Source organism: Ruegeria sp. H9, from assembly GCF_056532915.1.
The window spans coordinates 727705-753381 of record NZ_JBQFNX010000002.1; the positions used below are offsets into that span (position 1 = coordinate 727705).

At 58.9% G+C, this 25677-nt stretch carries 28 protein-coding genes; 12 read left to right on the plus strand and 16 right to left on the minus strand.

All coding sequences use genetic code 11. The features are described 5' to 3' along the window. Positions 1-2 precede the first annotated feature (2 nt). Together ACR0CZ_RS12150 and ACR0CZ_RS12155 are read right to left on the minus strand one after the other, a co-directional pair. Positions 3-905, minus strand: coding sequence for a fatty acid desaturase (locus ACR0CZ_RS12150; protein WP_170396778.1), 903 nt, complete (start codon positions 903-905; stop codon positions 3-5). After that, the gene (locus ACR0CZ_RS12155) at positions 898-1101 is read right to left on the minus strand and encodes a DUF2061 domain-containing protein (RefSeq protein ID WP_170396775.1); all 204 of its coding nucleotides are present in this window, start codon (positions 1099-1101) and stop codon (positions 898-900) included. Before ACR0CZ_RS12155 ends, ACR0CZ_RS12150 begins: the two co-directional genes overlap by 8 nt. Positions 1102-1209: 108 nt before the next feature. Between ACR0CZ_RS12155 and ACR0CZ_RS12160 the strand changes: the two genes are divergently transcribed. Next, positions 1210-2076, plus strand: coding sequence for a helix-turn-helix domain-containing protein (locus tag ACR0CZ_RS12160; protein ID WP_170396773.1), 867 nt, complete (start codon positions 1210-1212; stop codon positions 2074-2076). A gap of 76 nt (positions 2077-2152) precedes the next feature. Then, a complete protein-coding gene (locus ACR0CZ_RS12165; protein WP_170396771.1) occupies positions 2153-2335 on the plus strand; it encodes a hypothetical protein in 183 nt (60 codons plus the stop codon). 1 nt (position 2336) lies between these two features. On the opposite strand, the gene ACR0CZ_RS12170 is transcribed toward ACR0CZ_RS12165, so the two are convergent. From ACR0CZ_RS12170 to bcoG, 3 genes are all read right to left on the minus strand, one after another. Further along, entirely contained in the window at positions 2337-3098 is a 762-nt protein-coding gene (locus ACR0CZ_RS12170; protein WP_170396769.1) for an SDR family oxidoreductase, read from the minus strand. Beyond that, the gene (locus tag ACR0CZ_RS12175) at positions 3095-4576 is read right to left on the minus strand and encodes a carnitine 3-dehydrogenase (protein WP_480503301.1); all 1482 of its coding nucleotides are present in this window, start codon (positions 4574-4576) and stop codon (positions 3095-3097) included. The genes ACR0CZ_RS12170 and ACR0CZ_RS12175 overlap by 4 nt, the downstream gene beginning before the upstream one ends. Positions 4577-4639: 63 nt before the next feature. Continuing rightward, positions 4640-5557, minus strand: coding sequence for a 3-dehydrocarnitine:acetyl-CoA trimethylamine transferase BcoG (bcoG, locus tag ACR0CZ_RS12180; protein ID WP_170396765.1), 918 nt, complete (start codon positions 5555-5557; stop codon positions 4640-4642). 132 nt (positions 5558-5689) lie between these two features. On the opposite strand from bcoG, the gene ACR0CZ_RS12185 reads away from it, so the two are divergent. Beyond that, on the plus strand, positions 5690-6676 hold the full coding sequence (locus tag ACR0CZ_RS12185; protein ID WP_170396763.1) for a GlxA family transcriptional regulator: 987 nt from the start codon (positions 5690-5692) through the stop codon (positions 6674-6676). A 75-nt stretch (positions 6677-6751) separates the two neighbouring features. Here the strand turns inward: ACR0CZ_RS12185 and ACR0CZ_RS12190 are convergent, their stop codons facing one another. Genes ACR0CZ_RS12190 through ACR0CZ_RS12200 form a run of 3 tightly spaced genes read right to left on the minus strand, consistent with a single transcriptional unit; the run spans position 6752 to position 9759 of the window. Then, a complete protein-coding gene (locus tag ACR0CZ_RS12190) occupies positions 6752-7798 on the minus strand; it encodes an aldo/keto reductase (protein ID WP_170396761.1) in 1047 nt (348 codons plus the stop codon). A 31-nt stretch (positions 7799-7829) separates the two neighbouring features. Further along, positions 7830-8288, minus strand: a complete 459-nt coding sequence (locus tag ACR0CZ_RS12195) for a DNA polymerase III subunit chi (protein ID WP_170396759.1) — start codon at positions 8286-8288, stop codon at positions 7830-7832. A 4-nt stretch (positions 8289-8292) separates the two neighbouring features. Next, positions 8293-9759, minus strand: a complete 1467-nt coding sequence (locus ACR0CZ_RS12200) for a leucyl aminopeptidase (RefSeq protein ID WP_170396757.1) — start codon at positions 9757-9759, stop codon at positions 8293-8295. 219 nt (positions 9760-9978) lie between these two features. Here ACR0CZ_RS12200 and lptG point away from each other — a divergent pair, with 219 nt between their 5' ends. The 5 genes from lptG to rsmA all read left to right on the plus strand — a co-directional run bounded on the left by lptG (position 9979) and on the right by rsmA (position 16375). Further along, complete coding sequence (gene lptG / locus ACR0CZ_RS12205) at positions 9979-11079, plus strand: LPS export ABC transporter permease LptG (RefSeq protein ID WP_170396983.1); 1101 nt, start codon at positions 9979-9981, stop codon at positions 11077-11079. Beyond that, on the plus strand, positions 11079-13244 hold the full coding sequence (locus ACR0CZ_RS12210; RefSeq protein WP_170396755.1) for an LPS assembly protein LptD: 2166 nt from the start codon (positions 11079-11081) through the stop codon (positions 13242-13244). Before lptG ends, ACR0CZ_RS12210 begins: the two co-directional genes overlap by 1 nt. After that, positions 13235-14488: a peptidylprolyl isomerase gene (locus ACR0CZ_RS12215; RefSeq protein ID WP_170396753.1), complete on the plus strand. Its 1254-nt coding sequence runs from the start codon at positions 13235-13237 to the stop codon at positions 14486-14488. Before ACR0CZ_RS12210 ends, ACR0CZ_RS12215 begins: the two co-directional genes overlap by 10 nt. Then, positions 14485-15450: a 4-hydroxythreonine-4-phosphate dehydrogenase PdxA gene (gene pdxA, locus ACR0CZ_RS12220; RefSeq protein ID WP_170396751.1), complete on the plus strand. Its 966-nt coding sequence runs from the start codon at positions 14485-14487 to the stop codon at positions 15448-15450. The genes ACR0CZ_RS12215 and pdxA overlap by 4 nt, the downstream gene beginning before the upstream one ends. 82 nt (positions 15451-15532) lie before the next feature. After that, a complete protein-coding gene (rsmA, locus tag ACR0CZ_RS12225) occupies positions 15533-16375 on the plus strand; it encodes a 16S rRNA (adenine(1518)-N(6)/adenine(1519)-N(6))-dimethyltransferase RsmA (RefSeq protein WP_170396749.1) in 843 nt (280 codons plus the stop codon). Positions 16376-16432: 57 nt separating this feature from the next. Here rsmA and ACR0CZ_RS12230 read toward each other — a convergent pair whose 3' ends face one another. The 3 genes from ACR0CZ_RS12230 to prfA all read right to left on the minus strand — a co-directional run bounded on the left by ACR0CZ_RS12230 (position 16433) and on the right by prfA (position 19151). Continuing rightward, complete coding sequence (locus ACR0CZ_RS12230) at positions 16433-17014, minus strand: DUF4167 domain-containing protein (protein ID WP_170396747.1); 582 nt, start codon at positions 17012-17014, stop codon at positions 16433-16435. Between the two features lie 227 nt (positions 17015-17241). Then, positions 17242-18099 carry a peptide chain release factor N(5)-glutamine methyltransferase gene (prmC, locus tag ACR0CZ_RS12235; protein ID WP_170396745.1) on the minus strand — a complete coding sequence of 286 codons (858 nt, stop codon included), beginning with the start codon at positions 18097-18099 and terminating at the stop codon, positions 17242-17244. Further along, a complete protein-coding gene (gene prfA / locus ACR0CZ_RS12240; protein ID WP_170396981.1) occupies positions 18096-19151 on the minus strand; it encodes a peptide chain release factor 1 in 1056 nt (351 codons plus the stop codon). Before prfA ends, prmC begins: the two co-directional genes overlap by 4 nt. Positions 19152-19213: 62 nt before the next feature. Between prfA and ACR0CZ_RS12245 the strand changes: the two genes are divergently transcribed. Then, positions 19214-19516 (plus strand): hypothetical protein, encoded by a 303-nt coding sequence (locus ACR0CZ_RS12245; protein WP_170396743.1) that lies wholly within the window; start codon positions 19214-19216, stop codon positions 19514-19516. Here the strand turns inward: ACR0CZ_RS12245 and ACR0CZ_RS12250 are convergent. Genes ACR0CZ_RS12250 through ACR0CZ_RS12265 form a run of 4 tightly spaced genes read right to left on the minus strand, consistent with a single transcriptional unit; the run spans position 19442 to position 23052 of the window. Continuing rightward, positions 19442-19855 (minus strand): DUF1499 domain-containing protein, encoded by a 414-nt coding sequence (locus tag ACR0CZ_RS12250; protein ID WP_480503305.1) that lies wholly within the window; start codon positions 19853-19855, stop codon positions 19442-19444. The genes ACR0CZ_RS12245 and ACR0CZ_RS12250 overlap by 75 nt on opposite strands. 45 nt (positions 19856-19900) lie before the next feature. Beyond that, a complete protein-coding gene (speB, locus tag ACR0CZ_RS12255; protein WP_170396741.1) occupies positions 19901-20848 on the minus strand; it encodes an agmatinase in 948 nt (315 codons plus the stop codon). A 59-nt stretch (positions 20849-20907) separates the two neighbouring features. Continuing rightward, positions 20908-21876: an agmatinase gene (gene speB, locus ACR0CZ_RS12260; RefSeq protein ID WP_170465288.1), complete on the minus strand. Its 969-nt coding sequence runs from the start codon at positions 21874-21876 to the stop codon at positions 20908-20910. A 12-nt stretch (positions 21877-21888) separates the two neighbouring features. Then, positions 21889-23052 (minus strand): M20 aminoacylase family protein, encoded by a 1164-nt coding sequence (locus ACR0CZ_RS12265; protein WP_170465286.1) that lies wholly within the window; start codon positions 23050-23052, stop codon positions 21889-21891. Positions 23053-23118: 66 nt separating this feature from the next. On the opposite strand from ACR0CZ_RS12265, the gene mazG reads away from it, so the two are divergent. The 3 genes from mazG (at position 23119) to ACR0CZ_RS12280 (ending at position 25424) form a co-directional block, all read left to right on the plus strand. Continuing rightward, the gene (gene mazG / locus ACR0CZ_RS12270) at positions 23119-23976 is read left to right on the plus strand and encodes a nucleoside triphosphate pyrophosphohydrolase (protein ID WP_170465284.1); all 858 of its coding nucleotides are present in this window, start codon (positions 23119-23121) and stop codon (positions 23974-23976) included. A 63-nt stretch (positions 23977-24039) separates the two neighbouring features. After that, the gene (locus ACR0CZ_RS12275) at positions 24040-24978 is read left to right on the plus strand and encodes a nucleoside hydrolase (RefSeq protein WP_170465282.1); all 939 of its coding nucleotides are present in this window, start codon (positions 24040-24042) and stop codon (positions 24976-24978) included. Next, the gene (locus ACR0CZ_RS12280; protein WP_170396732.1) at positions 24975-25424 is read left to right on the plus strand and encodes a GNAT family N-acetyltransferase; all 450 of its coding nucleotides are present in this window, start codon (positions 24975-24977) and stop codon (positions 25422-25424) included. The genes ACR0CZ_RS12275 and ACR0CZ_RS12280 overlap by 4 nt, the downstream gene beginning before the upstream one ends. Here the strand turns inward: ACR0CZ_RS12280 and ACR0CZ_RS12285 are convergent. Then, positions 25421-25588 carry a hypothetical protein gene (locus ACR0CZ_RS12285; protein ID WP_170396730.1) on the minus strand — a complete coding sequence of 56 codons (168 nt, stop codon included), beginning with the start codon at positions 25586-25588 and terminating at the stop codon, positions 25421-25423. The two genes, ACR0CZ_RS12280 and ACR0CZ_RS12285, sit on opposite strands and share 4 nt — an antisense overlap. Between the last annotated feature and the right edge of the window lie 89 nt (positions 25589-25677).

A 25677-nucleotide genomic window follows, 5' to 3' on the forward strand; every position in this document is an offset into this window, starting at 1 on the left:
AATCAAGGCTTTGGCCAGAGCGGATGCGCCACCGGATCTTTTGCGCGCCAGAAATACTCTCGGAATATCTGCCCGTACGAACGGTAGACATAAGCCTCGTTACAGGCCAAGTATCTTTCCTTGCCCGTGCGGTAGAGTGCCGGCAATCGGTACCAAGGTGCTGATGGGTTCATATGATGAACGACGTGCAAGTTATTGTTCAAAAACAGAAATGCAAGGATACCACGGTCTTCTACGATCACTGTGCGCGCGCGCGATTTCTCATGCGCGCGGTGTTCCAGGAATGTGCGGATCTTGACCAGTCCCAGCCCGATATATGCTGAAAGGGCGAAGGCCCAGATCGGCATTTGCGAAAGCGCGACGATCCAAAGAGTCGCGACAACGCCGGGCATATGCAGCGCCCATGCCAACAAAATCGCCCGATCTCCGCGAAGTGCACCACGCAGTTCATCCCTCAAGAACGCAACCTGCCCGATCGCAGGCCCCAGAACCATCCGCCCCAGCAAAGTATTGTTCACTTGATACATCCGTCTTTGCCATTGAGCCAGAGACGCCCAGACCTGCGGGTCGAGATAGTTGGTCTCAGGGTCATCATAGGGATCGGTTAGGTTCGCGTCACAGTGATGCGCCAGATGCAGGTCCCGAAACCGATTGTAGGGAATGAACAAAGTCAGCGGCATCGCCATCAGCGTCTCATTCAGCCACTTCTGGCGAAAGGGATGCCCGTGCAAAGCCTCATGGGTCAGCGAGGAATGCAGCGCAGCCACCAGCCCCATGAACGGGATCGCAAGCCAAAGCGATATGCCTGCCAACCAGAAAATCGCACCAATCCAGGCTAAATAGCACGCGATGATCAGGGCAAATGTCGCCCATTCAGGTGATTTGGGTGTGACCGGCTCAGCCATTGCGGCCCCACGTGATTCCGGCCCAGATACGCTCGTAAATTACATACATGGTCAAGCCAATGGCTGTATTGACCAGAGCAACCATCCCTCCAAGTGCTGCTGAACCCGTGGCGATCAAACCAACCAGCGTCATCATCGCCAGCCCCATCGCATTCCACACCAGCGCCTTCACGACCGACCTGCGTCGCGTTTCCATTCCAGACCCCATTCTTATTTTTGTAACACCAGCGTTACAGTCAGAGCCAAGGGTCGTGAATTCTGAATATGATTAACAATTCTCACCAAAGGTGATATTAATCACCATATGATTGATAAAATCGACAAACGGGATCGCGCCCTGCATTTTCGCCAGCGCCTGGCCCGAGCGATGCAAGAGCGCAACGTCAGCCAAAGCGCCCTGGCACGCAGCATCGGGGTTGACCGATCTACCGTTTCGCAATTGCTGACCGGGGCGGGGGCACGCCTTCCGAATGCTCATGTCGTCGGCAGCTGCGCCTCGGCGCTTGGGGTTTCCGCCGATTGGCTTCTTGGGCTTTCCAACCGACCCGAAAGCGCGGCAGAACTATTGGCCAGTTCCCTCACCCTAACCGAGGCCGCCCGGGCATTGGTTGATGAGCGCATTTTTGAATGGCATCAAGAGGCCGCCGGCTACAAGATACGCTACGTTCCGGCTACCCTGCCCGACATGCTCAAGACCCGCGCCGTGCTTGAATGGGAATACGCTCCGCATCTGGGCCGTACTGCAGATCAAGCCATTGGCGCCTCGGCAGACCGGCTGGCATGGATGCGCAGCGCCCAGTCCGATTATGAGATTGCCATGCCGTTGTACGAGCTTCACAGCTTTGCCTATGCCACCGGTTACTACGAGGGACTACCGCTTCAGGTCCGGTTGGATCAGATCGATCACCTGCTGTCGGTGTGCGAGCAGCTTTATCCACGTCTGCGCATCTATCTATTTGATGCAAAACGTCTTTACTCTGCCCCCGTCACGATATTCGGCCCACTTCTTTGCGTGTTCTATGCCGGAAGCCACTACATGGCTTTCCGAGACCGCGACCGGATTGAGGTCTTTACGCTCCATTTCGACCGGCTGGTTCGAGAGGCGGATATGACCGCGCGTGATTTCCCGGACCATCTGCAGCAATTGCGCTCAGAAATCTCTCAGACATGACCTGGGCTGAAAGCTGTAGTATAGTCACTTGGCGCGAAACTACAGACATTCCGATCTGAGATGGAGGATGACGGGAATGGACGCACTCAAAACCGCTGAATACGCACGTGCCCTTTATACGGCCCATGGCGATCGGGCCGAAGCCGAAGCTGCGCAGAAAATGCGCGAATGTGAAGCCGCCGGAAATCAGCAGGAGGCGCAGGACTGGCAAGCCGTCCGCAGCGCCATCCGCCAGATTCGGGGGCCAAATCAGGGCTGATTCACAGTTTCGGGTCAGGATTGACCGTATGGCCATCCACCGCGATTACCTGACCCGACACCAGCCTCGCTGCATCTGAAGCCAGGAATACAGCCATGTTCGCTATGTCCTGCGCCTCTACAAAGCGGCCCATGGACGTGCCCGAGGCATAGCCGTCGTAAACCTGATCCCGGGTCATGCCCTTGGCATCGGCCTCGCGCTGTAACACGCCCTCCATGCGTGGTCCTTCAACCGAACCCGGGCAGATCACATTGCAGCGGATACCGTGCGGCCCAAGCTCCATCGCCAGCGTCTTGCCCAATCCCACCATGCCCCACTTGGCCGCCGCGTACGGCGCGCGGTTGGGGTATCCGTACTGGCCTGCAGTCGATGAAGTGATCAAGATCGCCCCGCTGCGCTGCTGTTTCATCAGAGGTGCAGCGTATTTAGAGCACAAAAATGACCCCTCTAGATTGATGGAAAGGCATGACCTCCAATCCGTCAGGGAAACGTCCTCAACTGCTGCGGTGGGACCCGCTATCCCCGCATTCGCACAGAGCACATCAAGCCCGTCCCATTCGGTCTCAAGGTCAGTAAACGCAGCCGCGACAGCATCCTCATCCGACACATCAAGCTGGCTTTGCTTCCAATGCGCCGGGCAATCCGCCAACGCATCCGCATCAACATCCGCAACCCAGACCTGAGCCCCGGCAGCATCAAACGCTTCAGCCATGGCCCTGCCGACGCCAGAGGCGCCTGCGGTAATCAAGACCCGGCTGCTCATGCGGGCTTGCGGATCGCCGCGCCCGCGCCTTCGGGATAAGGCAACCCGGCCTGCGCCTCGGCAACCCGTGCCATCGCGGCCTCGATCTCGGGTGAAGGTCGGCTGGGGCGTCGGGTCTCAAGGCTGACATGCAGAAGAAAGCTTTCGCCTGTGGCCAACAGCGTTTCACCCTCGTACATGCTGTGGAAGACATGCAGCTTCTTGCCCTGCCCTAACAGCATCTGCGTACGGCATTCGATCCGCGACCCCGCATGGGTCTCCTGCATGTAACGGATGTGATTTTCGGCAGTGAAATAGCTGCCGCCTGTCGCGATATACTCCATATCGCAGCCAATGATTTCCATGAAACGATCCGTGGCTGCTGCAAAGGCCTCCAGATATTTAGCTTCATTCATGTGGCCATTGTAGTCGGTCCAATCCAGCGGAACGGCGCGCGACAGCGTGAGGATCGGCTGGCTCAGATCCGCCTCGTCCAGCGTCGGCAGCGCTCCTGGCTTCAAGGCCGCATCATGCTGGTTCAATACCGCCCCTGCACCATAGTTCTGGGCCTTCAGCGCCCGCATCATACCAACGAGGTTATTGTCCCGGATACGCTCCAACTCGCGGATCGAGTACTTGCCAGACTGCGCATCCGACTGATCCGCAATCATGTCGACCAACTCATCGGTGAACTCAGGCACGTCCATGAGCTTGGTCCAGGGCCATTTCAGCGCCGGGCCGAACTGAGCCATGAAATGCCGCATCCCGGCCTCTCCACCGGCCACGCGATAGGTTTCGAACAGTCCCATCTGGGCCCAACGGATACCAAAACCCATGCGGATGGATTCATCGATCTCTTCGGTCGTTGCGATGCCGTCTTTCACCAGCCAAAGCGCCTCGCGCCACACCGCCTCAAGAAACCGGTCGGCAATATGCGCATCAATCTCTTTCTTGACGTGTAGCGGGAAGAAGCCAACCGAGGTCAACAGCTGTTTGGCCCGCCCGATCAATTCGGGTGAATTCTTGTCGGTCGGAACCAGTTCGATCAGCGGCAACAGATAAACCGGGTTGAATGGATGCGTCACCACGATCTGCTCGGGCCGCAACGCAGCCTCCTGCAGCTCCGATGGCTTGAACCCGCTGGTCGAAGACCCGATGATTGCATCCCGATCGCAAGCCTCCTGCAGGCTTTTGTAAACCTTCAGCTTCAGATCGAGCCTTTCCGGTACGCTCTCCTGAATCCAGATCGCACCCTGAACTGCCTCACCGAGATCGTCATGAAAGCTCAGCGTCCCTTCGGGCGGCAGAGGTACATCGCTCAACCCCGGCAAAGAACGACGCGCGTTATCTAACACCTCACCGATCTTCCTCTCGGCTTCAGGGTCGGGATCGTATACCCGAACATCCCATCCGTTCAGCAGGAACCGGGCAGCCCACCCGCCACCAATCACTCCGCCTCCGATGATTGCTGCTGTTTTTGCTTGCTGTTCTTTGCCCACGATCCGCCTCTTCATCTGGCCAAAAATATCTCGGGGGTTTGGGGGCTGGCCCCCAATCCACGACTACTTCGCAACCGGAGCCCGCTTGGTAAGCCCCAGCTTCTCACGTACTTCCTGCGGCCCGATCACCCGCGCGCCCATGTTTTCGATGACGCTGCCTGCACGCTCGACCAACTGCCAGTTTTCGGCCAGAACACCCTTTTCCAGCCACAGGTTGTCCTCCAGCCCGACGCGTACATTACCGCCCGCCAGAACCGAGGCCGCAACATACGCCATCTCATTGCGCCCCAGCGAAAACGCGCTGAACGTCCAGTCATCCGGCACATTGTTCACCATCGCCATAAAGGTGTTGAGATCATCCGGAGCCCCCCACGGCACCCCCATACATAGCTGGACCAGAGCGTTCGGTTCCAGAACACCCTCTTTCACCAGCTGCTTGGCGAACCACAGATGGCCGGTGTCGAAGGCCTCGATCTCGGGCTTCACACCCAGATCGGTCATCATCTGCCCCATCGCCCGCAAGGCGCCGGGCGTATTGGTCATCACATAGTCGGCCTCGGCAAAGTTCATCGTGCCACAATCCAGAGTACAGATTTCAGGCAAGCACTCCGCTACATGTGCAACACGTTCAGTGGCACCAACCAGATCGGTTCCGGCCTCTGCCAAAGGCAGCGGATTTTCGATCCCGCCGAACACCATGTCTCCGCCCATGCCCGCCGTCAGGTTCAGAACCGCGTCTACGTCGGCATCGCGAATGCGGTCCGTGACTTCACGGTACAGCGCCAGATCGCGTGAAGGCGCACCGGTCTCGGGGTCGCGCACATGGCAGTGCACCACGGCCGCACCGGCTTTCGCTGCAGCAATTGCACTATCGGCAATCTGCTTCGGCGAACGCGGCACATGTGGGCTGCGATCCTGTGTCCCGCCCGAGCCGGTGACGGCACAGGTGATAAAGACTTCGCGGTTCATTTCCAAAGGCATGGCGTTATCCCCAGCTTATACCCGGTTTTACCGTGGGTTTTCCCCAGGCTTCTCCCCGGATTCCGATTTGCGTCAACGCCAACTCTGACGCAGCCTTGAGGGAACCACTTAGCAAAATGCGAATCAGACTTGATGAAATCCGCAAAAAACATACTGCAGCCCGAGCATCGCGCCCTGAAAACGGCGGTGCTGGTGCTGGACGAATGCAACACACTCAGCTTCGCCGCCGCCGTCGATCCGATGCGTGCTGCCAACCGACTGGCGGATCGGCCCGCTTTTGATTGGGACTACGTCACGGCAACCGCAGAACCCGCGTTGCTGACCAGCGCTCTGAATGTGCAGGGCATTCCCCTGGCCCGGTTGCAGGGCTGCGATCTCTTGATCGTAGTTGCCGGATTCCAATTGGCCCGTCATGCGACGCCCAGCCTGCTCGCCGGGCTCCGCAGGATCGCGGCCACCGGTGCAACAATCGCCGGGATAGATGGCGGCCCCTGGTTACTGGCTGAGGCTGGATTGCTCGACGGTCACGCGGCGACGACCCATTGGGAGGATTTGGAGAACTTCGCTGCGCGCTTTCCCAATGTCGATGTGCGCCCTGACCGATTTACCGTCTCCGATACACGCCTAACCTCTGGCGGCGCCGTCCCGGCGATCGATATGATGCTCCATATTATTGCTGCACGTCATGGCGCGGGCTTTGCCGCCCGCGTGTCCGGGCTATTCCTCTATGAAGGTGCGTCTCAGCCCTCAAAACCACAAAGCCGCACCGGTGCGCCGCACCGTCACACCGCGCTCACAGCCAAAGCCAACTCATTGATGGAATCCTCACTGGACGACCCCCTGTCCCTTGCGCACATCGCCGATAGACTCGGCACTAGTACGCGCACCCTGCAGCAGCAGTTCCGCCTGCGCCTGAATACAACTCCACAGGATCACTACCTGCAACTCAGACTGGCCGAGGCCCGCCGACTGGTTACCGATACCGACCTGCCGCTGATGGACGTGGCGCTGGCCACCGGCTTCGCCTCGCAATCCAGCTTCGCGCGCGCGTTCCGAACCGCCCACGGCCTCACGGCTCGCGACCTCAGGCAAGACCGTACGCAACCCACCCATCACTGACGCGATCCAACTTCATCTGGCCTAAAATACCTCGGGGGAGTCGCCAAAAGCGACGGGGGCAGAGCCCCCATCCCTTCAATATGGCATCGGAAACGCCCGGTGCGCCGCACTGATCTCGTCCATCACTTCGGACGACAGCTTCAAATCCTTACCCGCCAGAATATGTTCTAGCTGCGCTACAGTCGTCGCGCCGAAAATGGTCGATCCCATAAACGGCCGGCTGCAACACCACGCCAAGGACATGTGCACCGGGTCCAACCCGTGTCGCTGCGCGATTTCCAGATAAGCCGCCACGGCATCAAAAACGCGATCTGTTTTACGCCCGCCCATATTCGGCACCAGCGCCATGCGTGATCCTTCTGGAACAGCACCCCCTTGATATTTCCCAGTCAGGAAACCTGCCGCCAACGGTGAGAATGATAGTAGCCCGACATCTTCCAGAAGACACAATTCAGCCAGGTCGGTATCGAATAACCGGCAGAGCAAAGAATATTCGTTCTGGATCGACGCGACCCGAGGTCCACTAACCTCATCCGACGCCCGCAACCACTGAGCGGTACCCCAAGCGCTTTCATTCGACAGACCAAAGGCGCGGATATTGCCCTTGTCCACCTGCGCCTGCAGAGCGATCAGGCTTTCGCGCATCTCGTCCATAATCTCGTCCCGGTTGTGACCCGAGGGTGCATAGTCCCAGTTCTGTCGGAACATGTAGCTGCCACGATTTGGCCAGTGGAACTGATAGAGATCTATACAGTCAGTCTGTAGACGACGCAGTGAACCCTCTATCGCCTCAGGTATGGTCTCTTTCGAGATTGGGGCGCCATTGCGCGCATGCACGAACCCTTCACCAGAGTGTTTCGTGGCCAGCACATAGTCCCCGCGCCGCGAAGGATTGGCGGCATTCCAATTGCCAAGAATCTCTTCGGTCCGCCCGACCGTCTCTGCCGAGATCGGGTTCACCGGATACATCTCAGCCGCGTCGACAAAGTTGATCCCACCCGCAAGCGCCATGTCCATCTGGCGGTGCGCCTCAGTTTCCGAGGTCTGAGTACCAAAGGTCATTGTCCCAAGACATAAATCCGACACCATGATCCCGGTGCGGCCCAAAGGCTTCATATCCATTTGAAATCTCCTAAAATATATTTGTGGCCGATCAAGCCTCGGCCTTTTTCTCCCATCGTCCGGATTCCTCGGACCAATACTGTGCCGAACACCCCGCCCCGGTCAGAGCCTTCCACTGCCCGCGCGCATGTTGAACCGCCTCCGGATCATTCCCGTCGAACAGAATGCAGACACGCTCCATGGTCGAAACTTCCTCCGCCTCAACCGTTGCCCCATCGACAGCCATTACACAGGTCGCGCCATTTGCTGCCCCTTGGCCGGTCGTCAGCAGAACGGGCTGTGCCGCGTCGTGCGGGCCACCTTCGCGGCCATGCGGCAGGAACCCGTCCTCAGGTCCCAGCCACAACTTCTCATCCAGCCAGTCCATCCGCGCAGGGTCGACACCCCGCACGGCAATCCGCCATCCGGCCTGCCGTGCCTTGTCGAGCAGCACAGGCAATGTGAGCTCCAACGGCTGACGGGTCAGGTGGTAGAAATAGACGGCACCCATGCGCTTACTCGAAATTGTCCTGCACGAACCGGCTTAGCGCGCGGACGCCCCAGCCCGTGGCCCCTTTCGGCGCATAAGAGGTCTCGGAAGAGACAGAGGCCACACCTGCGATATCCAAGTGAATCCACGGCGTCTCTTCCTTGACGAAACGCTGCAGGAACTGCGCTGCGGTGATCGAACCTGCGGGCCGCCCGCCCACGTTCTTCATATCCGCAATGCGCGATTTAAGTTGTTTGTCGTAGCCTTCACCCAAGGGCAGCCGCCATGCGCCCTCGTCCTCGGCCTTGGCCGACTTCAGGAAGGCGTCGCAGAAGGTGTCATTGTTTGAAAACACACCGGCATTCTCATGCCCAAGACCAATGATGACCGCGCCCGTCAGTGTGGCCAGATCGATCATGCCCACCGGCTGGAACCGATCCTGCGCGTACCACATGACGTCACACAGAACCAAACGACCCTCGGCATCGGTGTTGATGATCTCGACAGTGTCGCCTTTCATCGAAGTGACCACATCGCCCGGGCGAGAGGCATTGCCCGAGGGCATGTTTTCGACCAACCCGACCAGCCCCACGACATTGGCTTTGGCGTTGCGCTTGGCCAACGCTCGCATGGTTCCGGCAACAACACCCGCGCCGCCCATGTCCATGGTCATGTCTTCCATGCCTCCGGCCGGCTTAAGCGAGATACCGCCGGTATCGAACACGACGCCCTTACCGACCAAGGCCAGCGGCGCGTCATCCTTGTCGCCGCCGTCCCATTGCATCACCACAACTTTCGAGGGGCTGACCGAGCCCTGCCCGACGCTCAGCAGCGTACGCATGCCCAGTTCGGCCAGCTTGTCCTCTTCCAGAACCTCGACCTTCAGGCCCAGCGATTCCATCTCGACCAACCTGTCCGCGAACTCAGTTGTCGTCAGCACATTCGCGGGTTCATTTGTCAGGTCTCGTGTCATGCGCACACCGTCTGCGACGGCATAGAGCGGCGCAAAGTCAGCTTCGGCCTCCTCCGGCTTTGAGTGACCGATGGTGATCTCACCCGCCGGGTCTGAGTCCTTGGATTTGTGGACATCGAAATCGTAGGCCCGCAGTACCATGCCCAAGGCTACCTCTTCGATACGCGCGTGATTGGCGGCCATGACCAGCACGGGTTTGCCCGCTGCAGCTTTCGCCAGATTGGCCCCGGCCTTGCGTGCCTCGTCAGAGTCGGGGCGACGCGGCAACACCAGAATATCCAGCGCCTCGGCCACCATTCCGGCAGGCCAGGCCAGCGAAATAACATTACCCGATTTGACCTTGCTGAACCGCTCGCTTTCGACCAGCCGCGCAACCGCGCCTTTGGTCAGGCGATTGGCTCGACGCGCGGCGGGGCTCATCTTGCCATCGGCGGGAATGAGTATGGCCACGCGCCCTTCGGTTTGCGCTATCGCATCAAGGTCAAAGGGGGTGAATCGGACGGGCACAAGACTGCTCATATCATTCTCCTAAAAAATGCATTGCCCAAGACCTAGCCCGCGCAGCCACCGTTGACCAGATAGCAGTTTTCCCCGCCGGGCAATTGCATTATGGTCGCGCGAAAATAACGGCAGGCTCGGGGGAGAGAACGTGACACCAATCGGCAGTTACAGGCCGTCGCGCATGATTCCATGCCCGATTGTGATTCTTGGATGCCGGGGTTTGACGGGGATGCCCAAGTGATCCTCGACCGCTATTTTGCCCGCCGCTTTATTCAAAGCTTTCTTGTAATCGGCGGTATTTTTCTGAGCTTGATGATCCTGATCGATCTGATCGAACAGGTGCGGCGGTTCGATGGTGTTGACCTATCCTTTGGCCAGTTGCTGCAACTGACGTTGCTGAACGCACCGGCCGCGATCAGCGAGATGTTGCCCCTGCTGATGATCCTGGCCACCATCGCGCTGTTTGTCGGCCTCGCCCGCAGCTCCGAACTGGTGGTGACCCGCGCAATCGGGAGATCCGGTATCCGAGCCCTGCTGGCGCCCGTGTTGCTTGCGCTGACCATCGGCGCACTTGCTGTTACTATGCTGAATCCCATCGCGGCTGCGACGTCGGAAGAGTTCCAACGCTTGTCTGATGGTTATCGCAACCAGGGTGGTTCAGCCCTGTCCATCAGCCGCGAGGGGTTGTGGTTACGCCAGAGCTCTGCCAACGGTCAGTCGGTGATTCACGCAACCGGCACTGTCAATGGCGACCGGTTTGCCCTGCAGAACGTGACCATCACAACGTTCTCATCCGACGGCAAGCCGAACCAGCAAATCTCGGCCCAGCAAGCTGATCTGGAGGATGGATTCTGGACCTTGCATCAGGCCAAAATCTGGCCCATTCAGGACGACCTCAATCCCGAAGCAAATGCCACCAGCCATGAGATCCTGAACCTCCCCACAACGCTGACCAGAGACCGGATTCTGGACACTCTTGGGCAAAAGGATTCGGTTTCGGTCTATGATCTGCCCCAGTTGATTCGTGATCTGGGCGAAGCGGGATTTTCAACCAAGCAATATGAGGTCTGGCTGCAGGTACAACTTGCGCGCCCCCTGTTTCTGGTTTCGATGGTTCTGATCGGGGCCGCCTTCACAATGCGCCATGTCCGGTTCGGCGGCACCGGCATCGCCGTGCTGACCGCCGTATTGCTGGGGTTCGGTATCTACTTCATCCGGAATTTCGCCCAAATCCTTGGCGAAAACGGGCAATTACCTATTCTGGTCTCGGCTTGGGCCCCACCCTTTGCGGGCATTCTACTGTCTCTGGGCCTGTTGCTCCATGCGGAGGATGGCTGATGCGCTCCGTCCTGTCTTTGTTGCTGTCGAGCGCACTGATCCTCTCGCTGCCAGCAGCAGTTGCCGCACAGTCCGAACCAGAAGGTGCCTCCAGCGAGGTTGACGCGACTGAACAGAATCAACCCGCGCTACTGGTGGCCGATGAGATATTCATTACCCCGGATCGCAAACTGGTCGCAGAGGGGAATGTCGAGGCCTTCCAAGGCGACGTCAAACTGACAGCGCAAAGCGTCACCTATGATCGCGAAACCGGCGAGCTGACCCTGACCGGCCCAATCCGGATCGATCAAGGCGGGAACAGCACATTGCTGGCCGATTCCGCGCAGTTGGACAGCGGGATACAGAATGGACTTCTGATGGGCGCGCGCATGGTCTTTGACCAGCAAGTGCAGATCGCCTCAGTCCAGGCCACCCGTGCGGCAGGTCGCTATACGCAATTCAGCAAGGTCGCTGCAACCTCATGTCATGTCTGCGCGAATGGCAGACCCCCGATCTGGCAAATTCGCGCCCGGAAAGTGACCCATGACCAGCTTGAACGGCAGCTCTATTTCGAAGGCGCACAGTTCCGAATACTCGATGTCCCGGTCTTCTACTTTCCCACGTTGCGCCTACCCGACCCGACACTTGAGCGGGCGACCGGCTTTCTCGTGCCGTCGATCCGCACCACTTCGCAACTGGGCACTGGCGTTCAGGTGCCGTATTTCTTCAAGATCGGAGATCACAAGGACCTGACTCTGACGCCCTATCTGTCGTCCAAGACCCGCACACTTGGGTTTCGTTACCGGCAGGCATTCAAACGCGGGCGCATTCGGCTGCGGGGCTCTTATACACGCGACGACCTGCAGCCCGGTCAGGATCGGGGGTATTTCTTCGCCGATGGCCGGTTCGGTCTTGGAAATGACTACCGGCTGACATTCGATATCAAAACAACTTCGGATGACTCGTATCTGGCAGATTACGGCTTGCCCGATTTTGACCGCCTGCGTAGCGAAATTGCACTTGAGCGGATCAAGCGTGATACGGCATTCAGAACCAGCTTCATCCACTACAAGTCCCTTCGGGATAGCGAAAATCAGGATGAAATCCCATCGCGTGTCTTCGACATCAACTATCGAAAGCGATTCTTCCCCAGCACCTTAGGGGGTGAAGTTGAACTAAGCCTCGATGGTCACACCCACACGCGAACCAGTGACGAAGATATTATTGGTCGCGACGTCGCCAGGGCAACATTCGATGCGGAATGGCTGCGCAACTGGACCTTTGCGACCGGATTACGTGCAGAGGCATTGGTGGGCGCGTCAGTGGATACGTTCAATATCCGCAATGACAGCGAGTTTCCGAACAATGTAACCCGCTCGACCCCGCGCGCAGCTTTTACCCTGCGCTACCCCATGCTGCGCCGCGAGCAGTCCGGTGCAACACAAATCCTTGAGCCAATCGCGCAAATTGGTTGGACGCATGTTTCGAACAATGACGTTCCCAACGATGAAAGTACCTTTCAGGAACTCGATCAGGGCAATCTTTTGTCCCTTTCGCGCTTTCCGGCCCCCGACCGCCGCGAAGACGGTGCAACCGCCGTTGTGGGCCTGAACTGGTCTCGGTACAATGCTGACGGCTGGCGGGCGCTGGCGACAATCGGACAGGTCTTCCGGTCCGATGCGGATCCGGATTTCACGCTCACATCGGGGCTGCAGGGTACCAAGTCCGACATTCTGCTTGCCGGGCAATTGAATAACGGCAAGGGGCTGACATTGGCCGCGCGTGGGCTTTTAAACAGCGATTTCAGTTTTACCAAAGCTGAAATTCGTGCAGGCTGGTCTAATGGAGATACGGCAATCTCCGGCGGGTACATCTGGCTCGAACCTGATCCTGCTGAAGCAAATAATGATGAAATCTCGGAACTACGGGTCGGTGGCCGCTACCGCGTAGACCAAAATTGGCTAACCCTTGCCAGCGCACGCTATGATTTCAGCGAATCCGAACCACTCCGCCTTGGGTTCGGCGTGACCTACGAAAATGAGTGTGTGCAGATAAATGTGAACGTCAACAGACGCTTTACCTCCACATCAAGTATTGAGCCTTCGACAGAATTCGGCTTTACCGTTGCCCTGACAGGGTATTCCGTCGAAGGCGATGGACAGAAGTTTAAGAGAAGATGCAGTTGATCTCAGGTTTCACAAAATCTCTCCGCTCTGGCTGCCGTAGATCGGTGCTGCCGGTGCTGGCTGCCGCGCTTGTTGCAATGGCCACACCACAGGTTCAGGCTCAAAGCCTGTTCTCGCCTGCAATCCGGGTCAATCAGGACATTGTCACCTGGTATGAACTTCAACAACGTCAGCAGTTTCTCGAATTGCTCGGCGTTCCGGGCAGTTCCGAGCGCGAAGTCCGCGAAGCCTTGATCGAGGATCGTTTGCGCAAACAGGCGATGCGCGATGCCGGCATCGAAGCCGCGCCCGAAGATATCCAGACCGGGATTGATGAATTCGCCTCGCGCGGCAACCTCAGCAGCGAAGAGTTTCTGCAGCTACTCAACGATGCGGGCGTATCAAAGGAAACCGTCCGGGATTTTGTCGCCGATCAACTGTCCTGGCGCGACTTTGTCAGTACCCGCTTTCTGTCGCAGGCTCGTCCCTCGGAAGATGAGATCAACCGTGCTTTGGGTCAGGGTGGCGGCGGCGGCCTACAGGTTCTGTTGTCCGAAATTATCATTCCGGTAACACCGCAGACCCTGGCGCAGGCTGAAGCCCTGGCCGATGAAATCTCACAACTTCCCGATCAAGACAGCTTTTCTTCGGCTGCTACGCAATACTCTGCCGCTGCCACACGCGAGAATGGCGGGCGACTGGATTGGCTGTCGCTCAACAACCTGCCTCCGGCCCTGCAACCCGTCATTCTGGGCTTGAAAAACGGTGAGATCACCGACCCACTGTCGCTCCCGAACGCCGTTGCTCTGTTCCAGATGCGCGGCATCCGCGAAGTTGCCGCAGGTGCCCCAACCTATTCCGAGATCGACTACGCGATCTACTACCTTCCCGGTGGCCGCAGCACCGAAACGCTTGCGAAAGCCGAAAAGCTCAAGGAAGAGATCGACACTTGCGATGACCTCTACGGCATCGCCAAAGATCAATCGCCCGACGTGCTGGAACGCCTTACCCAAAGCCCCTCGGCGATTCCACGCGACGTAGCGCTTGAGCTGGCCAAGCTTGATCCAAATGAGGCATCGGCCACGCTGACGCGCAACAACGGGCAGACGCTGATGTTCCTGATGCTGTGCAATCGCACCCGCAACCTGGGCGAAGACACCACCCGTGTGGACGTGGCAAACGCACTGACCCAGCAGCGGTTGCAGGCCCTTGCAAACAGCCTGCTGGAACAGCTGAGGGCCGACGCTGTCATCATCGAACAATGATCGCCCCAATCGCGCTAAGCTGTGGTGAGCCCGCCGGGATCGGACCCGAAATCGCAGCCAAAGCTTGGGCAGCCCTGCGCGATACCTGTCCGTTCTTCTACATCGGCGACGCATCACATTTGCCCGATGGAACACCCATTACCCGGATCGCCGACCCGTCTGAGGCCACATCGGCCAGCGCCTCGGCTCTGCCGGTGCTGCATTTCGACTTTCCTGCCCCGAACAGGCCCGGCCACCCCGATCCAGCAAACGCCCTTTCGGTCATCGATTCTATTGAAAAAGGTGTTGAGCTGGTGAGTTCCGGCGCAGCCACCGCACTGTGTACTGCCCCGATCCACAAAAAGGCGCTGATCGACGGTGCGGGTTTTGCCTTCCCCGGCCATACCGAATTTCTTGCGGCGTTGGCAGGCCGGTCGCGCGTGGTAATGATGCTGGCCAGCGAACAGCTCCGCGTGGTTCCTGCCACCATCCACATCCCGCTCTCCCAGGTCCCAAGCGCACTCACCCCGGATGTGCTGCGTGAAACCATCGAGATCACCGCCCAAGGCCTGCGAACCCAATTCGGCATCCCCCACCCTCGCATCGCCATCGCGGGGCTGAACCCCCATGCAGGCGAAGGCGGGAAAATGGGTACGGAAGAGCTTGACTGGATCGCGCCACTGATCGCAGACCTCAATCCAGTCGATTGCACCGTGACCGGACCCCACCCGGCAGACACTATGTTCCACGCCGCGGCGCGCACGCGATATGATGCCGCGATTGCGATGTATCACGACCAGGCCCTGATCCCGATCAAGACACTGGATTTCGACCGCGGTGTGAACGTAACCTTGGGCCTGCCCTTCGTCCGGACCTCGCCGGATCACGGCACCGCTCTGGACATCGCGGGCCAAAGCAGCGCGACCCCCAACAGCCTGATCGAGGCCCTGAAGCTCGCCCAGCGAATGGCGCAGTCCCGCTAATGCTTCATCTGGCCCCAAATACCTCCGCCGGAGGCAAAAAAATCTCTGGCGCTCCCCCTCCATTCCGAACAACGCTAAAGTCATGAGCGCCATCGACTCCCTCCCCCCGCTGCGCGAGGTTATCGCAACTCACCAGCTTTCGGCCCGCAAGTCGCTGGGCCAGAACTTCCTGCTCGACCTCAACTTGACAGCCAAGATCGCGCGGCAGGCGGGTGATCTGACTCAATGCGATGTCCTTGAAATCGGCCCAGGCCCCGGAGGTCTGACTCGCGGGCTTCTGTCCGAAGGCGCGCGCAAGGTCGTGGCCGTGGAAAAGGACACCCGCTGCATCGCCGCCCTGAACGACATCGCCGCCGCCTATCCGGGCCAGCTGGAAGTGATCAACGGCGACGCGCTGGAAATCGAGCCGCTGGCCCACCTGACACCACCGATCCGGGTGGCCGCGAACCTGCCCTACAATGTCGGGACCGAGCTTCTGGTCCGCTGGCTCACCCCGCCCGAATGGCCGCCCTTCTGGCAGAGCCTGACCCTTATGTTTCAACGTGAAGTGGCCGAGCGGATCGTGGCCCAACCCGGCAACAAGGCCTATGGCCGCCTCGCCATCCTTGCCCAATGGCGGGCCGAAGCGCGCATTGCGATGTCCCTGCCACCCGGAGCCTTCACTCCACCGCCCAAGGTCTCAAGCGCCGTGGTTCACCTGACTGCCCTGCCCGAACCCCGCTATCCCGCTGACGCCGCAACCCTGTCGCGCGTGGTTGCCACAGCCTTCAATCAGCGCCGCAAAATGCTCCGGGCCTCACTCAAAGGGGCAGCGCCAGATATCGAGGACCGCCTGATCGCAGCCGGAATCAAACCCACCGACCGGGCCGAGCAGATCCCGCTCGAAGCCTTCTGCGCGCTCGCGCGCGAAATTCGCAAACCCTGAACGAAAAACCCCAGGCCTTTGCCCGGGGTTTTCATTCAATTCATGATCGAAAAGCGCTTATTCAGCTGCCTCGGGTGCGTCGCCCTTGTCAGCGGGTGCATCCTCAGCCGCAGGGGTGGCAGCCTTTGGCTTCCGGGTGCGCGGGCGGCGCGGCTTTTCCTTACGCTCGGTCGCTTCGGGTTGCTCGGCATCCTTGCTTTCCGGCGTCTCGACCAGCCCTGTATCGGGCGCAGCCGCCTCATTCCCGAAATCCACAACGTCCGGCTGCGGAGCCTCGGCCGGATCGGCCTGACGGGCTGCTTCGCGTTCCTGACGCTCGGCGCGTTCACGATCACGCTCGGCCTGTCGTTCGCGGTTCTGGCGCTCTTGCTCTTCGCGGCGCGCTTCGATCTCGCGCTGCGCTTCGCTTAGCATGCGCAGATAGTGCTCGGCGTGTTGCTGAAAGTTCTCAGCTGCCACGCGGTCATTCGACAGCTGAGCGTCGCGCGCCAATTGGTTGTATTTGTCAATGATCTGCTGCGGTGTGCCACGCACCTTGCCTTCGGGGCCCGAGCTGTCAAAAACCCGGTTTACGACGTTTCCGCCAGAAGGACGATTGCGGTTGTTCTTGGCCCGCGAGCGGGATTTGGAAGATCTCATCTTACTTTACGTCAGCCTTATCAATTCACTGTCGATCAACCCGTATCTAACGCTGCTCAGTGGCTTGTGCCGTTACGCGCTATCGACTTTTTGGGCTTGGCGTCAGGGGTGCGCTGAAACAGCGTCAACCTCGCCGACTAATCCTGAGTAAACATGTCCTGAGCGTTCAGACAAGGGGATTCTCGAAAATGTCGCAGCTTTTTTACATCAATCGGCATTTTTCGGCCTCAGTTTCGCTTAGAAGGCGGCATTCTGGCCCCCACAACACGATCACGCCTGTCCAGATCGGGGATCACCTTTACGCCGGTCAAACCAGCGGCATCAAAAAGGGCAGAAACATAAGCGCCCTGTGTCGGGCCAATTTCAACCAAGATACGCCCGCCGGGCATCAGATAATCCGGAGCCGACGCCGCAATACGGCGATAGGCATCCAGACCGTCGCCCTCATCCGTCAGCGCCATGCGCGGCTCATGCTCGCGCACTTCAGGGGAAAGCGCGTGCATCTCGTCCGCTGAAATATAGGGCGGATTCGAAACAATCAGATCGAACCGACCTTCAATGTTTTCGAACCAGTCAGATTGCCGAATCTCGGCGCGCGCCTGCACCTGATGCTGTACTGCATTGGCGCTGGCCTGCAGGCAGGCAGCTTCGCTGAGGTCGGCGCCGACGCCCGAGGCACTCGCCCGCTCGGCCAGCAAGGTGATCAGGATACAGCCCGAGCCCACACCCAAATCGAGTACATGATCAAACGGCTCGCTCAGCGCCGCCTCGATCAATGCCTCGGTCTCCGGGCGCGGGTCCAGCACATCGCGACTGACCCGAAACCGCCGACCATAGAATTCACGCTCGCCCAGCAGATGCGATACCGGCACTCGGATGGCCCTTAGCGAGATCAATTGATCGTAGCGTTCCGCGATATCCACCGGCAGCTCCTCGGGCGCGATCAGCGTCACCCGGCTGGCCTCGATCCGCGCCGCATGCGCCAGCAGCACCCGCGCATCCCGCGCTGGATCAGGCACACCGGCTGCGCGCAAACGTGCGGTTGCAGCGACCATGGCCTGCGCGGCTGTCAGCGCCGCAATCATTGCGCCATTTCGGCCAGAAGCCGAGCCTGATCATCTGCGGTCAGCGCGTCGATCACCTCATCAAGATCGCCCTGCATCACCTGATCCAGCTTATAAAGCGTCAGGTTGATGCGGTGATCCGTCATGCGGCCTTGCGGGAAGTTATACGTCCTAATCCGTTCCGACCGGTCACCTGAACCGACCTGACTGGCGCGATCCGCCGAGCGTTCGCTGTCGATCCGCTGCCGTTCAAGATCATAAAGGCGCGTTTTCAGCACCTGCATCGCTATCTCACGGTTTCGGTGCTGGGATTTCTCGGAACTGGTCACCACGATACCGCTGGGCAAGTGAGTAATCCGCACAGCCGAATCCGTCGTGTTCACGTGCTGCCCCCCCGCGCCCGAGCTGCGCATCGTGTCAATACGGATGTCATTGGCATCGATCTGAATGTCCACATCCTCGGCCTCTGGCAAAACCGCCACCGTCGCCGCCGAGGTATGAATGCGCCCACCGCTTTCGGTTTCGGGCACGCGCTGCACGCGATGCACGCCGGATTCGTACTTCATCCGCGCAAAGACATTGTCGCCCTTGATATGTGCCACCACCTCTTTGATCCCACCAAGATCAGACGCTTGTTCCTCGATGATCTCGAACTGCCAGCCCCGCGCTTCGGCATAGCGTTGATACATGCGCAGCAAGTCTCCGGCAAACAGCGCGGCCTCATCCCCGCCGGTGCCGGGGCGTATTTCCAGCATTGCCGGGCGCGCATCAGCCGCGTCTTTGGGCAACAACGCCAGCTGCAAGGCATGCTCCGCCTCGGGGATACGCGCCTGCAGTTCTGGAATTTCCTCTTCGGCCAGCTCTTTCATGTCCGGGTCGGACAGCATTGCCTCGGCCTCGGCCAGATCAGAAACCAGCTGACGCCACGCCATGATCTGATCGACCACCGGCTTGAGGTCGGAATATTCCTTTGCCAAAGCTGCAATATCCCCGCCCGAGGCACCATCCGCCATGGCCGCTTCGAGGTATTGGAATCGCTGAGTTATCTGTTCAAGGCGTTCTTCGGGGATCATCCGCGCGGTGTCTATCATCCAGAGGCTTTGGTCAAGGCCCTGCCTTGTGCTAGGCTTGGGCCATGAAGCGACTGATCTTAGCCCTGACACTCATTGCGACGCCCGGAATGGCCGATGTTGTTGGCCCCGGAGGCAAAGTGCAAGACTGCTATTGCACCGACAAATCCGGCACCCGCATCGAGTTGGGAGAAATGATATGCCTGCAGGTCGACGGCCGCATGTTCATGGCCCAATGCCAGATGTCGCTGAACGTGCCCATGTGGCGCGAGGTGCAAGAGGGCTGTTTGTCGTCAGGGTTGCAGCAAAGCAAGCCACTGGGTGACCCGTTCCCGATTGACGCCGAAATCTCTCCGGCCAAATCTTAATCTGGCATAGATACGCAGCGTATCACCGTCTTGCTGCACGGTGGTGTAGTCGGGAAACCCGAACACCTTGGTACGGGTGATATAGGTGATCATGCCCTCTTCTAGAGATCCGGCCAGCACACTGGTGCGTGGTGTTGCGCGCGCAATTTTGTCGAGACGCGCCAGCCCATCAGGACCGGTTTCGACGACCCGAACGACACCACCCTTCAGGTCTCGTTCCGCGTCTTCATGGGCCACATGCCAGCGCACAGGATCTGAGGGCGCAAGTCGGATATAAGCACCCATTGCAAGGCCCACCGCAATCAACAGCCACAGCACCATTTTCATCTGCCCATTCATTCCCGCTATGCCCTGCTTACTCGGTCAGAGGATGGCGTCGCACCCCTATCGTGACGTCACTCCGGGCAGAATGCACAGCATCTCGAACAGTAGATTGGCTGCGGTCAGAGCCGTATTGCCCGACGGATCATAGGGTGGAGATACTTCGACCAGATCGCAGCCCACCACATTCATGCCTGCCAGCGCATGGATCAACTGCAGCGCCTGCGGAGTGGTCAGACCTGCGATCTCGGGCGTGCCTGTTCCGGGTGCATAGGCCGGATCGAGGCTGTCGATATCGTAGGTGATATAGACCGGGTGATCGTCAACAGTTTTACGGATCAAAGAGCCGATTTCGGTCAGGTTCTGTTGCCACAGCTCCCACGCCGGGTACTGACGGAACCCCCAACCTTGTGCCTCGGTAAAGTCGCTGGCGGCGTAACCCGAGCCTCGAATGCCGATCTGAAAGGTCTTGTCAGGGACAATCAGCCCTTCCTCATAGGCGCGGCGGAAGACAGTGCCGTGGGTTTCCTTTTCACCGAACATCTCATCATTCACGTCGGCATGGGCGTCCACGTGCACCAGTGCCACAGGCCCGTGCTTGGCTGCCATCGCCCGCAGGATCGGCAAAGTGATCGAGTGATCCCCACCCATCGCCACTGGGACAACACCTTGCGCCAAAATGCCGTCATAGCTTTCCTTGATGATCTTAAGACTATCGGCGAGCGAAAATGTGTTGATCGCCAGATCGCCGATATCTGCGATCTGCAGATGGTCGAAGGGCGCCGCGCCATTGGACATGTTATAGGGCCGGATCATCGCACTTTCACTGCGAATCTGCTTGGGTCCGAACCGTGTGCCCGACCGCCACGAAGTGCCGATATCCATCGGAACCCCCAGGATCGCCACATCCAGCCCGTCCAGCGACGACGCCTGTGGCAACCGCATAAACGTGTTCGGCCCCGAAAACCGTGCCAGATCATTGCCGCCAATCGGTTGGTTGTATTGGGTCATGTGATGTCTCCGATCCGGTGCCTCTCCAAGCAGATACCGGGATTATGCCTAACCAAAGGTTAAGGCTTCACCAGCTTGTTCCACCCCAAAAGGCAAATGATCTGTGTTGCCACATGAGCCCCCGCAATCGCCGTCGCACCAGAGGTATCGTATGGCGGAGATACCTCAACCACATCGCCGCCCTTGATGTTGATCCCGGCGATGTCGCGCAGAATGATCTGCGCCTGAATCGAAGTTAGACCGCCCCAGACCGGTGTGCCCGTCCCCGGCGCAAAGGCCGGATCGAGGCCATCGATGTCAAAGCTCAGATAGACCGGACTGTCGCCCAGAATACCCTTGATCTTCTGCGCCACGGCGGCGGGTCCGGATTCGTAAACCTCGCGCGCGTCGATGATGTTAACGCCCAACGTGTCTTCGTTGGTGGTGCGAATGCCCACCTGAACCGAGCGTTTCGGATCAACCAACCCCGATTTTACCGCCTTGTAGAACATCGTTCCGTGGTCCACGCGGGACATGTCGTCATCGGCCCAGGTGTCCGTATGCGCATCGAATTGCAGCAGTGACATTGGCCCATATTTCTCGGCATAGGCCTTAAGGATCGGGAAGCTGATATAGTGATCCCCTCCCAGCGTGACCGAAGCCACATCCGCCGCCAAAATGGTACGGATATGATCGGTCAGCGTGTCGGGAAAGGCCGGGATATTGGCATAGTCGTAGGCCATATCTCCATAATCCACGATCGCCAGCTCGCTGAGCGCGTCAAAGGGCCAGCCATAAGGCGCATCAGGCGATTGCAACGCACTGGCCTCGCGGATCGCACGAGGGCCAAGCCGGGTTCCGGGGCGGTTTGTCACCGCCTGATCGAAAGGCACGCCGGTTACAGCAATATCCACACCCGTCAGGTCTTTGGTATAAAGCCGCCGCAGGAATGAAGTCGCGCCGCCAAAGGTGTTTTCATAGGAAAGCCCCTTAAGATCGGGGTTGGTGAATGCCTCATCCACCTGGTTCTTTGCATCTTCCAGTGCCATGTCTTTTCCCTGTCAGCCCAACGGCTGTGCCTTTTCGACGATCCGTGCGAAGAAGGACGCTCCGATCGGCGCGACGTCGTCATTGAAGTTGTATTTCGGATGGTGCAGCCCCGCGCCATCTCCTTGCCCCATGAACAGGTAAGCACCGGGTCGGGCCTGCAGCATGTAGGAAAAATCCTCTGCCCCCATCTCACGCCCAGCATCATCTTTCACGCGTTCCGCGCCGGATACATCCCGCGCCACTTCAGCCGCGAATGCCGCCTTGTCGGCGTCGTTGATAGTGGCGGGATAACCCTCCTGATAGTCCAGTTTGGCCTCGACACCGTACGAGGCCGCCTGCCCCGCCACGATCTGCGCCATTCTCTCTTTGACCATCCTTTGCACGGCCGGATCAAAGGTGCGAACGGTGCCGTTCAGATAAGCGGTATCAGGGATCACGTTATTCACTGTTCCGGTGTGTATCTGCGTCACCGACACCACCAGATCGTCCAGCGCATAGTGGTTGCGGCTGACGATGGTTTGGATCGCCTGCGCCATCCCGCAAGCTGCCATCACCGGGTCGCGCGTCTCATGCGGCATTGCCCCGTGGCCGCCCACGCCCTGAATATGGATCTCAAACGTATCTACTGCGGCCATCAGCGGCCCCGGCGTGGTTTCGAACAGCCCCTCGGGCCGACCCGGAGTGTTATGGATACCGTAAACCTGAGAGATATCGAACCGATCCATGATGCCTTCTTCAACCATCACGCCCGCGCCGCCGCCCTCTTCCTCGGCAGGCTGAAAGATCAGCGCAACCCGGCCCGCAAAATTACGCGTTTCGGCCAGATAGCGCGCAGCACCCAGTAGCATGGTTGTATGCCCGTCATGACCGCAGGCATGCATCTTACCGGGGTTTTTCGAGGCGTAGTCCACGCCCGTCTCCTCGGTAATCGGCAGAGCATCCATATCGGCACGCAGACCAATAGTCGGTCCCTCGCCCTGCCCGGTGATGATCGCGACCATGCCGGTTTTGGCGATTCCCTCATGCAGTTCATCCACCCCAAACTCGCGCAGACGCTCGGCCACATAGGCGGCGGTCTCATAGCATTCGAATTCCAATTCGGGGATGGTGTGAAGGTACTGGCGCCACTTGGCCATATCAGCGGCGTAATCGGCAATTCGGTTGACGACGGGCATCTGGGGTGGACTCCTGATCCTGACTGCGGGATGGATGCATCTGACACCGGAACGAAAGGGTTCGCAATGGCCGAAAATCCTCTGATCCACGACACGGACGCAGGTATCGAGCGTTTGCTGGAAATCATGCGCCGCTTACGCGACCCTCAATCCGGTTGCCCGTGGGATATCGAACAGGATTTTTCGACCATCGCGCCCTATACGATCGAAGAAGCCTATGAAGTCGCCGATGCCATCGAACGCGAGGCTTATGACGAATTGAAGGGAGAGCTGGGCGACCTGCTGTTCCAATCCGTCTTCCACGCGCAAATGGCTGAAGAGGCTGGGCATTTTACCTTTCAGGACGTGGTGCGCACCATGTCGGACAAGATGGTTAACCGTCACCCACATGTCTTCGGTGATGAGTCCCGAGACAAGTCGGCAGATCAACAGACAAAGGACTGGGAAACCATCAAAGCCGCCGAACGTGCGGGCAAAGAACAAAAAGGTGCACTAGACGGTGTCGCCGCGAACCTGCCCGCCTTGCTACGCGCACATAAGCTGCAGAAACGTGCCGCGCGCGTAGGGTTCGACTGGCCCGACGCCAGCCATGTGCTCGCCAAGATCACCGAGGAAGCCGCTGAGCTGGAAGAGGCGCGCGACAGCATGGATGCCGACGCGCTTGAGGATGAATTCGGCGATCTGCTGTTCGTGATTGTCAACCTCGGCCGCCACTTAGGCATCGAACCCGAGGCCGCCCTGCGCCGCACAAACGCCAAGTTTACTCGTCGTTTTGAGAAGGTCGAAGCCCGGCTGGCCGAACGCGGAAAAACGCCCACCCAAAGTGATCTGGCCGAAATGGACGCGCTGTGGGACGAGGTGAAAATCGAGGAACACCGCGCCAACGGCAAACTCCCGCCGGTGGATGCTCCGGCAGGCACGTAATTCGGCTAGACAAGTCCCGCGACACTTGCGAGTGTCCGACCTTCACGGCCCCCGGAGACCCCCATGCCCCGCAAGATCATAATCGACACCGATCCCGGACAGGACGACGCCGTCGCCATTCTTCTGGCGCTTGCCAGCCCCGAAGAGATCGAGGTTCTGGGTATCACCGCCGTCGCTGGAAACGTGCCTTTGGAGCTGACCGCCAAAAACGCCCGCATCGTGTGCGAGTTGGCAGGGCACACCGAAATCCCCGTCTACGCCGGATGCGATCGCCCCCTGAAACGCCCGCTCGTCACCGCCGAGCATGTGCATGGTAAAACAGGGCTCGACGGCCCTGTTTTGCCAGATCCTGAAATGCCTCTGGCCGAAGGTCACGCGGTCGATTTTATCATCGATACCCTACGCGCACATGAGCCCGGCACGGTGACGCTCTGCCCTCTGGGGCCGCTGACGAACATCGCCACAGCGTTCCAGAAAGCGCCCGACATCATCAACCGGGTGCAGGAAATCGTGCTGATGGGTGGTGCGTATTTTGAGGTTGGAAACATCACACCAGCAGCCGAATTCAACATTTATGTCGACCCGGAAGCCGCTGATATTGTGTTTAAATCCGGCATTCATGTCGTCGTAATGCCATTGGATGTCACACATGATGCGCTTGTCACGCCCCATCGCAACGATGCATTCCGGGCATTGGATAGCAAGGTTGGTCATGCAGTGGCAGAGATGACCGATTTCTTCGAACGCTTCGACAAAGAAAAATACGGATCGGAGGGCGCACCGCTGCACGACCCCTGCGTCACCGCCTATCTAATCCGACCCGAGTTGTTCTCGGGCCGCCACATCAATGTTGAGATCGAAACCCAATCTGAATTGACATTGGGCATGACAGTGGCCGACTGGTGGCGGGTCACTGATCGCGCACCAAACGCCATGTTCATGGGTGACGTGGATGCCAAAGGTTTCTTCGACCTGCTCACAGAAAGACTTGCCCGCCTATGACCGCCGCACTCCGCCTTGCCCGCCCCGACGATCTGGACCGACTGATGGCGCTGGTCGCGGCGTTTCACTCGGAATCCGGCATCGCGCAGGATGACGAGAAACGTCGCAACGCGCTGACCCCTCTACTGGATGGAATTCCCCATGGGTGCATATATCTGATCGGTCCGGGCCGCGCACCGCTGGGCTATGTCATCCTCACCTTCGGCTGGTCGGTCGAGTTTGGTGGCATGGATGCCTTTGTAGATGAGATTTACATCCGCCCCGCCGTCCGCGGACGCGGTATCGCCACCGAAGTGCTGCATGATCTCCCCAAGGCGCTGGCCGAGGCCGGTCTGACCGCCCTGCATCTTGAGGTCGACCGGACCAACGAAACCGCGCAGAAACTATATCTGCGGTCAGGTTTTAAACCGCGCGATCGCTACATGCTGATGAGCAAATCGCTTTAGCGCGATTCCCCCCGGAAGATTACCGCCGGATTTGCCATTTCCTGCACCGGATCATCCTGCGAAACCTGCATCCCTGTGATCGGATAGGTCCCAGGCTCTGAACATGCGGCCAGCATCCCCGCGCAAAGCATTGAAATTACGAGAAAGACCTTTGAAGCAGACATATCGTCCCCCTTTCTGCAATGCTTGCAGACTATCGGGAGTCACAGCGCCGCAATAGGAACAAGTTCACACATAACGACATTTAAGTTTG

What these genes read in the sequence shown, in the direction of transcription:
- ACR0CZ_RS12155 (WP_170396775.1), bottom strand. Translation starts at nt 1,101, where the DNA reads ATGGAAACGCGACGCAGGTCGGTCGTGAAGGCGCTGGTGTGGAATGCG.
- speB (WP_170465288.1), bottom strand. Translation starts at nt 21,876, where the DNA reads ATGGCACTGGAAGATGCAAAGAACCAGGTGGATGAGGCATTCACCAAC.
- ACR0CZ_RS12265 (WP_170465286.1), bottom strand. Translation starts at nt 23,052, where the DNA reads ATGCCCGTCGTCAACCGAATTGCCGATTACGCCGCTGATATGGCCAAG.
- ACR0CZ_RS12170 (WP_170396769.1), bottom strand. Translation starts at nt 3,098, where the DNA reads ATGAGCAGCCGGGTCTTGATTACCGCAGGCGCCTCTGGCGTCGGCAGG.
- ACR0CZ_RS12195 (WP_170396759.1), bottom strand. Translation starts at nt 8,288, where the DNA reads ATGGGTGCCGTCTATTTCTACCACCTGACCCGTCAGCCGTTGGAGCTC.
- bcoG (WP_170396765.1), bottom strand. Translation starts at nt 5,557, where the DNA reads ATGCCTTTGGAAATGAACCGCGAAGTCTTTATCACCTGTGCCGTCACC.
- ACR0CZ_RS12160 (WP_170396773.1), top strand. Translation starts at nt 1,210, where the DNA reads ATGATTGATAAAATCGACAAACGGGATCGCGCCCTGCATTTTCGCCAG.
- ACR0CZ_RS12210 (WP_170396755.1), top strand. Translation starts at nt 11,079, where the DNA reads ATGCGCTCCGTCCTGTCTTTGTTGCTGTCGAGCGCACTGATCCTCTCG.
- rsmA (WP_170396749.1), top strand. Translation starts at nt 15,533, where the DNA reads ATGAGCGCCATCGACTCCCTCCCCCCGCTGCGCGAGGTTATCGCAACT.
- prmC (WP_170396745.1), bottom strand. Translation starts at nt 18,099, where the DNA reads ATGATTGCGGCGCTGACAGCCGCGCAGGCCATGGTCGCTGCAACCGCA.
- prfA (WP_170396981.1), bottom strand. Translation starts at nt 19,151, where the DNA reads ATGATCCCCGAAGAACGCCTTGAACAGATAACTCAGCGATTCCAATAC.
- ACR0CZ_RS12230 (WP_170396747.1), bottom strand. Translation starts at nt 17,014, where the DNA reads ATGAGATCTTCCAAATCCCGCTCGCGGGCCAAGAACAACCGCAATCGT.
- ACR0CZ_RS12285 (WP_170396730.1), bottom strand. Translation starts at nt 25,588, where the DNA reads ATGTCTGCTTCAAAGGTCTTTCTCGTAATTTCAATGCTTTGCGCGGGG.
- pdxA (WP_170396751.1), top strand. Translation starts at nt 14,485, where the DNA reads ATGATCGCCCCAATCGCGCTAAGCTGTGGTGAGCCCGCCGGGATCGGA.
- ACR0CZ_RS12250 (WP_480503305.1), bottom strand. Translation starts at nt 19,855, where the DNA reads ATGAATGGGCAGATGAAAATGGTGCTGTGGCTGTTGATTGCGGTGGGC.
- mazG (WP_170465284.1), top strand. Translation starts at nt 23,119, where the DNA reads ATGGCCGAAAATCCTCTGATCCACGACACGGACGCAGGTATCGAGCGT.
- ACR0CZ_RS12275 (WP_170465282.1), top strand. Translation starts at nt 24,040, where the DNA reads ATGCCCCGCAAGATCATAATCGACACCGATCCCGGACAGGACGACGCC.
- ACR0CZ_RS12150 (WP_170396778.1), bottom strand. Translation starts at nt 905, where the DNA reads ATGGCTGAGCCGGTCACACCCAAATCACCTGAATGGGCGACATTTGCC.
- ACR0CZ_RS12185 (WP_170396763.1), top strand. Translation starts at nt 5,690, where the DNA reads ATGAAATCCGCAAAAAACATACTGCAGCCCGAGCATCGCGCCCTGAAA.
- ACR0CZ_RS12190 (WP_170396761.1), bottom strand. Translation starts at nt 7,798, where the DNA reads ATGGATATGAAGCCTTTGGGCCGCACCGGGATCATGGTGTCGGATTTA.
- ACR0CZ_RS12200 (WP_170396757.1), bottom strand. Translation starts at nt 9,759, where the DNA reads ATGAGCAGTCTTGTGCCCGTCCGATTCACCCCCTTTGACCTTGATGCG.
- ACR0CZ_RS12215 (WP_170396753.1), top strand. Translation starts at nt 13,235, where the DNA reads ATGCAGTTGATCTCAGGTTTCACAAAATCTCTCCGCTCTGGCTGCCGT.
- ACR0CZ_RS12280 (WP_170396732.1), top strand. Translation starts at nt 24,975, where the DNA reads ATGACCGCCGCACTCCGCCTTGCCCGCCCCGACGATCTGGACCGACTG.
- ACR0CZ_RS12245 (WP_170396743.1), top strand. Translation starts at nt 19,214, where the DNA reads ATGAAGCGACTGATCTTAGCCCTGACACTCATTGCGACGCCCGGAATG.
- ACR0CZ_RS12165 (WP_170396771.1), top strand. Translation starts at nt 2,153, where the DNA reads ATGGACGCACTCAAAACCGCTGAATACGCACGTGCCCTTTATACGGCC.
- speB (WP_170396741.1), bottom strand. Translation starts at nt 20,848, where the DNA reads ATGACCCAATACAACCAACCGATTGGCGGCAATGATCTGGCACGGTTT.